Origin of the sequence: Pseudoalteromonas sp. XMcav1-K (genome assembly GCF_044005875.1) — a bacterium.
GTDB lineage: Bacteria > Pseudomonadota > Gammaproteobacteria > Enterobacterales > Alteromonadaceae > Pseudoalteromonas > Pseudoalteromonas spongiae.
On record NZ_JBIPJE010000017.1, the window covers coordinates 23,678 to 30,400 of the forward strand.

Consider the following 6,723-nt stretch of genomic DNA (forward strand, 5'->3'; position numbering starts at 1 on the left):
CCATGGCATGCCGTATTCGTGATGCAGTAAGTAACGACCTAACCGCATTACTTGCCATTGAAAACCGCTGTTTTCATAGTGATAAAATTAGTCGGCGCAGCTTTAAACGCTATTTAGTGTCGGAGCACAGTAAATTATTGGTGGCCGAAAACGACTACTTAGTCGTTGGCTACGTATTAATTTGGCTACACAAAGGCACCCGCCTCGGGCGCATTTATTCGTTAGCGGTATTACCTGAAATGCGCGGGAAAGGCATTGCTGAGCAATTATTAACGGCGATTGAAAGCGTTGCTAAGGCACACAAGCGCTTTTACATTCGCCTTGAAGTTGCAGCAAGGAACCAAGCGGCTATTAATTTGTATGAAAAGCTTGGCTACCGTGTTTTTGGCCGTTTTGCAGCCTATTATGCCGACAGCAGTGATGCACTCAGAATGCAAAAACGCATTCGCGCCAATACCGAGCAAGGGGCGCACTTAGCTGCGCCTTGGTTTAGACAAACCACAGAGTTTACTTGCGGCCCAGCAAGCCTAATTATGGCAATGTCAGCGCTGGCGCCCAAAAACAAAAATTGGGTCGAGCAAGAGCTGGCAATTTGGCGTGAAGCCACCACCATTTTTATGACCTCAGGCCATGGCGGCTGCCACCCATTTGGTTTAGCGCTTGCGGCACATAAACGCGGGTTTACCAGCCAAGTTATGGTGAATACCGATACGCCGCTATTTATTGACAGTGTACGGGACGCTACAAAAAAACAGGTGATTGAACGGGTTCACTATGAAATGCTAAGCGACTGCCAACATGTAGGCATTAATATAAGTTATCAAGAGCTCAATCTTGAGTGGTTGCAAGCGCAATTACTAAAAGGACACGCGGTGATTGTACTCATTAGCACCTACCGATTTGACGGTATGAAAGCGCCCCATTGGGTATTGGTTACAGGCATCGACGATGAATGCGTTTATGTGCACGACCCTGATGTAAACGAACCTATTCAAAGCGATATTGATTGCCAACATTTACCCGTTGCCATCGAGGCATTTCAATCAATGGCCGCCTTTGGCAGCCAACGTCTTAAAACAGCGGTAGTTGTAGCAAATCAAAAGTAATAGGGAAAAGTGTAATACCAGTTCTGTTAAGTATGTGATCAGGGATAGCGCTGGATAAATGAAATGCTAACAAGGCGGAATTTTTCTTATGTAGTTGTTCTACATTGATAAATTCTAACGCAGTTAGCATGATATTTAGCCCGCTAGGATGATTAGCTACTTAAGTGAATTGGTATAATACCAGTTCTACGCTGTTGGCTTTTCATTAAAATCACATACGCATTCTGTTTAAACCCCTTGATAAGAATGCGTATATCTTTTAATTAAAATTAAAGCAAAATGCTATGGTGATTTCTTATGTATGTAGGAGCATAGTTACGATTAGGGCTAATAATCGAACCCCAACTTTTAAGTATGTCTTTCTCGCTTTAAAAAGCGCGCTATTACCACTGAAATGCTGAAGTTCTTTTACCAATCACAACATCATCAAAGGTAATTTTTGCGACTATCATGTCTCTACAGCAGAAGCTGGTAAAACGTAAACTTGATCATATTTGCTTCCTTTCTAAATATGAAGAGTTAGCCAGTGTTAGATAGAGTACATATCCAAATAATCCCAAAACGCATCGGTTCAATCACCTTAATTCTGGGAGCTAGATAAGTTTTCTACAACACAGGTTCCACTGATTGAAAATAATAACTTACTTAATAGCTCAAACTGTTTTTTGTGTGATTCGGCGACTTTGTGGTACTTTCTTAAGATTTCACTGGAAAGTATGGAAATTGCACCCTTTTCACATATTACAATTTTTTCAGCTTGGTCAAGATTTATATAAGCAACAATTTTGTCTAACCCAGCCTCATTTAATGAGAGTAATATTTCTTCATATTCGGCATCCCCACCGAGCTCCCACTGTGCAATAAAATCTTGCCCTGACACCTTTATATATTCTGGCTGTTCAAAGTAGGATAAGGCTTCAAACGTCGTGTGGTATTCTGCGTCTACTTCATCCTCAAACAAAGGTGCATCCTCGCTCAGCATCAGTGCTATAAAGTCTGCTGCTGATTGCTTTGATGTTATACCAACCAACTTTATTACTAATTCCATTAGCCCAGGGTGACCTCTTGATTTTGTGCTTGAGCCCATAATGTTTTGAGCTCTTCTGGCAGGTCCTCATTATCTAATTTTGCTCTCAGTTTATTAACCACTTTCCAAGCGCTTTCATATCGCTCGGGATTGCTATCTTTAAATGGATCAAGCTGATCGTAGTTAGCAAAAATAGCAAGCTGTTTAGGTAACTCTATTTTTGTTCTACCAAACTCTAATTCATCAGGTGCTATTGTAAGAAAACAAAAATCAATAATGTATTGATAATATGAGAAACGATGGGTATTTTCATCTGTAATTAGTTTGCTCAATCGGCTACACAAAGCTGGAAATTTCGTTTTACTTTTATGCGCTCTTCGCTTTAGTTGCTCTTCTTTTGTTTCACCATATAAAATATCGCAATAAATGGATTCGTTGCCACCTAACACCCCCTCTTGGTCTTCAACAAATAGCATTATATTTTTTTCGAAAAAATCGATGCTATCATCGCAACACGGCAAAACTTTTTGCGGATGATATGTTTTACAATACGTATTGAATACTATTTTCAAGCTTTCTTTTGTTTGCTCCGGGTGGAACATCATCACTAAAAACGCATTCACTTCTCGTGGAAAATATCCTATTTCTTGGGTATTTTGTAGCTCGCCAGTCAAAAAGTAGGTTTGGTAATATTTAATGCTGTCTGGGCGTAGTATGTTATGTGCTTTAAAAAACTTGACTAAGGTTTGCCAGTGCTTTTTACGGGCTTTCAGCCACTGAGGATCTTGCGTATGCCACGCTGATTTATCAAGCTGTTTATTAAGTTCTACAAAGAGCATAGTTTTAGTTCCTTGGGATCTATATTAATGTCACTGAAATCGCCAAGCTGAGCGGGAAGTTCAAATTCATTGATGATGGTATCTGCAATACCTTCAAGTACCACTTCTTTTACACTTGGTGACATAACCCATGATTTAATTGAAAATGTGTTAATGTAACAGTCTTTTTCTAAATTCTTCTTAAAGGGTTTTGCATCTGCGGCTTTTGTATACCCAAAACTTGCTTTAAGTAAATTAGAGCGCGGGTAACGCGGTATTGTTTTCTTTACCCCGTTAATGTCTTGTTTGGTGTAGCCTTTTTTTCCACCTTTAGTTTTAAAACTTTGTAGCCACCATTCAAAACGCTCTGTGTAGTGATAACTTTCGTTAAGATCTCCAGCTAGATTATTCTTTGTTGCACCAATTCGATCTAAACTAAACTGACGTGAATAACCGCCCTCATTTTTACCAGTTTTATCTGGCGCCCAGAGTTTCCAAGGGGATTGCCTAAAGGGGCGCTGTAAAGACTTAGGCTCAACCCAAATTTCTTTATCATTCCCTTGCAATGCAATATCCACGTAACGAATTCGAGTTGTGAGCACCTCAACAGCCGTTTTACTGGTGTCAGTAAATTTATAAATTGGCACATTACGTGTCGCTTCTACTTCTTTTATTTCATTTTCACCAGTTAATTCATATTCGAAATGTTTTACCGCTATCATGGCAAGGTGAAAAGCAGCCCCAACTTGCTGGTTACCTAAATGAGCTGCACTGCCAGCCAAATACTCGCCAAGTGCTAATGTGTACTTTTTACGAACTTCATCAGCGACTTTAGGGCGTAGCAGTTTACATGAGTCTGAACACGTCTCGGACGACATTCGGCTTTCAAGGTAGGCAATAATGCCAATCATCGTTAAAGGCGACATACGTAAATTAGCACTGCCTTTAATGAGATTAACAAGGTTTTTATTACCTTTTACCGCCATTAATGCAAGCGATGATTTAAGCATTTTTTCATTAAAAATGAGTTTTCTCATGGCGACAACGTCTGTAAGCTTGATCTTTTGACCGATTGTTTTAATCGTTTCTGAAAGTATTTTTGGGTTTTTTTCGAACGTTTTTTTAAATTGTTTATTAATGCCGCTAAACATTCTACCTATTTCTACACCATCAACTTTTGCTTTTTTCGGTTTTTTACTGTTTGCATACGCAACTCCCATTATTGTATCTAATGGTGATGTGTTTTCGTATTGTCTTTCAGTGGGCAGATAAGCCGTCAGCTCTATACCTGGAGGGTTGCCAGCTCCCTCCCAACCATCAGCTGGCAAACTAAGGTATTCCATCCACGCAAAAATGTCATCGCTGCTGGAAACGGATTTAATTAAGACCATTAAACCTTCCCTTGCTTCCGCATCAGCTGCCATTTCACCTGCAATTATTAAAAAAGGTAAAATGGTTAATGCTTTGTCAAAGTCCCGTTTAAGAATATGGTCCATTGTTTTACCAATTACACCACCTAATGACTTTAAGAACTTAGGATTAAGTGCTTTGACAGATTTAAATACTGCTTTTACAGGTCTTATAATTGGGATCAACGGCTTTGCGAGCGGAACAATTGTTAGTACTTCTATGGCATTTAACGCCAACTCAAGTGGGTCAAATCGACTGTCTCCTTTGGCTAAGAAAACCACTTGCTCAGCGACTACGCCAATTGCTTCGTATGGAATTATGGCACCAGCAACGGCTTTAAAGCCTTCCCAAGCACCTTCCCAACTGAAATCAAACCATGCATGCGCCACTGGCACAAAAGGAAACGGTGTATATTTTGTGCTATTAAAGGCAACGGGCGGATAACCGTCTGGCGGATTAAACGCCGCCATCATTCGCATCATTTGCAAATAGCCTTGTTCGCCTATCACACTGGCAAAATACTGTTTACCATCAACGTTAATACCAATGCGGTATACACCTGCCGATTCGCCGTTTTTATTAAGCTGCCCCGTGCTTTTTATTGGTAATAACGTTTGTGATTGACCCGTATTAAAGTCAATTTGCTTTGCTTGTGTACCATCTGTAAAGCTTAATAATGGTTGACTCTCGTAGTTATAAAACTTAACGCTGCTTAAGTTACCATCAAGCCCTTTACCGATAGTAAGCCCGCGAGACGTAACCGAATAAACTAATGGCGTGTCGGGCACGTTAATCGTTGTTAGCTGGCCATTAACTTCTAACTGAAGCTCGCCACCTTGGTATTTACCCGCAATTGTGACCCATTCAGACAAATTAACGGCATTGGTTGAAGTAACTGATATTTTGCCAGATTTATTATGAAGGTAATAAGTCAGTGTGCCATCTTGGTTTAAGTTTAGGCCTTGTGCGCCGCCTTCAAAATCAAACACTGTCGAGTCAAATGCGCTCGCTTTGAGGTCTAACCTAAAGCCGACACTATTAACAGGCTTAAAGCGTTCATCTGCTGGCACCACGATTTGACTTGGTAGCCATTCTCCAACCGGGTTTTTCTCAGCGTGTTTTTTGAATTGGTAACTAAAACCTGTTTGCGTTGGGTGGTCATTAACTAACTTAACAAAACTTGCTTTACCATTATGAAGTTGGTTTGCATCAGTGACTAATTCCTCGACGAGTTCACTCATGAAATAGGCTGAAATAGGCTGTAAATTAGGTTCAGATAATGTGCCTAACGTGACAAACTGAGAGGTATTTTCTTGCCCATTTAGCTCTAAGTTTCCAGTTACGCTGTAAGGGAGCTTTATGACTGAATCGTCTTCACGGGTTAATCCAAGTGCACCATCTACATCTGCTTCACCAAACACTAACACGTCAATACTGTTTGCTGCGTTTTGCTGTGTAACAGGCGACGCCATAGAGGCTATTCGCGCATTTAATTGCGCCCCTTTACTAAACTGGCTTTTTTGGCCAAATTGTTTTGCCGTTTGCATGCGAAGTGCTGCTGATTGTATGGGTTTAGCGGTAATATCCCCCTCAACAACATCACCTTCTACTAAGCCAACTCTTGCAGATATTTGCACTTGTTCTAGGGCATGGAAACCTGTGTGAATTTTCGCGGTAACTAACCCATTAGCATTGGTTGTTAACGTGCCACGCTCCAACCGCCCACCATTCGTTTCAAACCATACACTCACGCCTTGTGCAGCACCACCATCAGGTTTAGTGACTTTTGCACGGATTTCATATACTTGACCCGCTTCCATATTAAGTGGGTAATCTTCAATTACAACCGTAAGAGGTTGTATTACTAAGTCTAATTCTTGAGAAACATTTCCGGTCGTTACTTTTAACTTTAATTCATCGTCGGGTAAATAACCGCCCTTCACAATAAGCGACGCTTTACCGTTGGTGAAGCTATCTGAAGCCTCTGAAACGATGCCATGTCCGTCTAGTGAGTAGATGAAAGAGGTACCATCAGCCACTAGGTTGCCGTTTTTATCTTTGGCTTCTAGTTCAATATTGATTTGACCTAAACCTTCCATGTAAGCATCACCCTCCCCTGTGATACTTAAAGTAGCAGGCTCACCCGGCACAACCTCTATGGCATCCATAATAACGTAATTGTCTTTATCGCCCGCAAAGTACACAAAAGGGGTTGCACGTGTACCAGCGTATGGAGGTAGCTGAATATCTGCGGCAAAAACGCCGTTTTCGGCATTGTTATTATCTAAATTAATAAAGCTGCCTGAACCTTTGGCATCCCATTTAATTTCAACCGGAGTTTTATTCTGACGGTTTGCATAAC

4 protein-coding genes are annotated in these 6,723 nt (G+C 40.8%); 1 reads left to right on the forward strand and 3 read right to left on the reverse strand.

The annotated features are described in order from the left end of the window. Positions 1-2: 2 nt before the first annotated feature. The gene (gene rimI / locus ACHSBP_RS00795) at positions 3-1,106 is read left to right on the forward strand and encodes a ribosomal protein S18-alanine N-acetyltransferase (protein ID WP_395387948.1); all 1,104 of its coding nucleotides are present in this window, start codon (positions 3-5) and stop codon (positions 1,104-1,106) included. Between the two features lie 580 nt (positions 1,107-1,686). Here the strand turns inward: rimI and ACHSBP_RS00800 are convergent. From ACHSBP_RS00800 to ACHSBP_RS00810, 3 genes are all read right to left on the reverse strand, one after another. Next, positions 1,687-2,154, reverse strand: coding sequence for a hypothetical protein (locus ACHSBP_RS00800; protein WP_395387949.1), 468 nt, complete (start codon positions 2,152-2,154; stop codon positions 1,687-1,689). After that, entirely contained in the window at positions 2,154-2,972 is an 819-nt protein-coding gene (locus ACHSBP_RS00805) for a hypothetical protein (RefSeq protein ID WP_395387950.1), read from the reverse strand. Before ACHSBP_RS00805 ends, ACHSBP_RS00800 begins: the two co-directional genes overlap by 1 nt. Further along, the coding region (locus ACHSBP_RS00810; RefSeq protein ID WP_395387951.1) for a LamG-like jellyroll fold domain-containing protein at positions 2,960-6,723 on the reverse strand (3,764 nt) is incomplete at its 5' end. The genes ACHSBP_RS00810 and ACHSBP_RS00805, both read right to left, overlap by 13 nt.

Bases quoted from the DNA above. Each gene is read 5' to 3' on its own strand.
- rimI (WP_395387948.1), top strand. From the start codon at position 3: ATGGCATGCCGTATTCGTGATGCAGTAAGTAACGACCTAACCGCATTA.
- ACHSBP_RS00800 (WP_395387949.1), bottom strand. From the start codon at position 2,154: ATGGAATTAGTAATAAAGTTGGTTGGTATAACATCAAAGCAATCAGCA.
- ACHSBP_RS00805 (WP_395387950.1), bottom strand. From the start codon at position 2,972: ATGCTCTTTGTAGAACTTAATAAACAGCTTGATAAATCAGCGTGGCAT.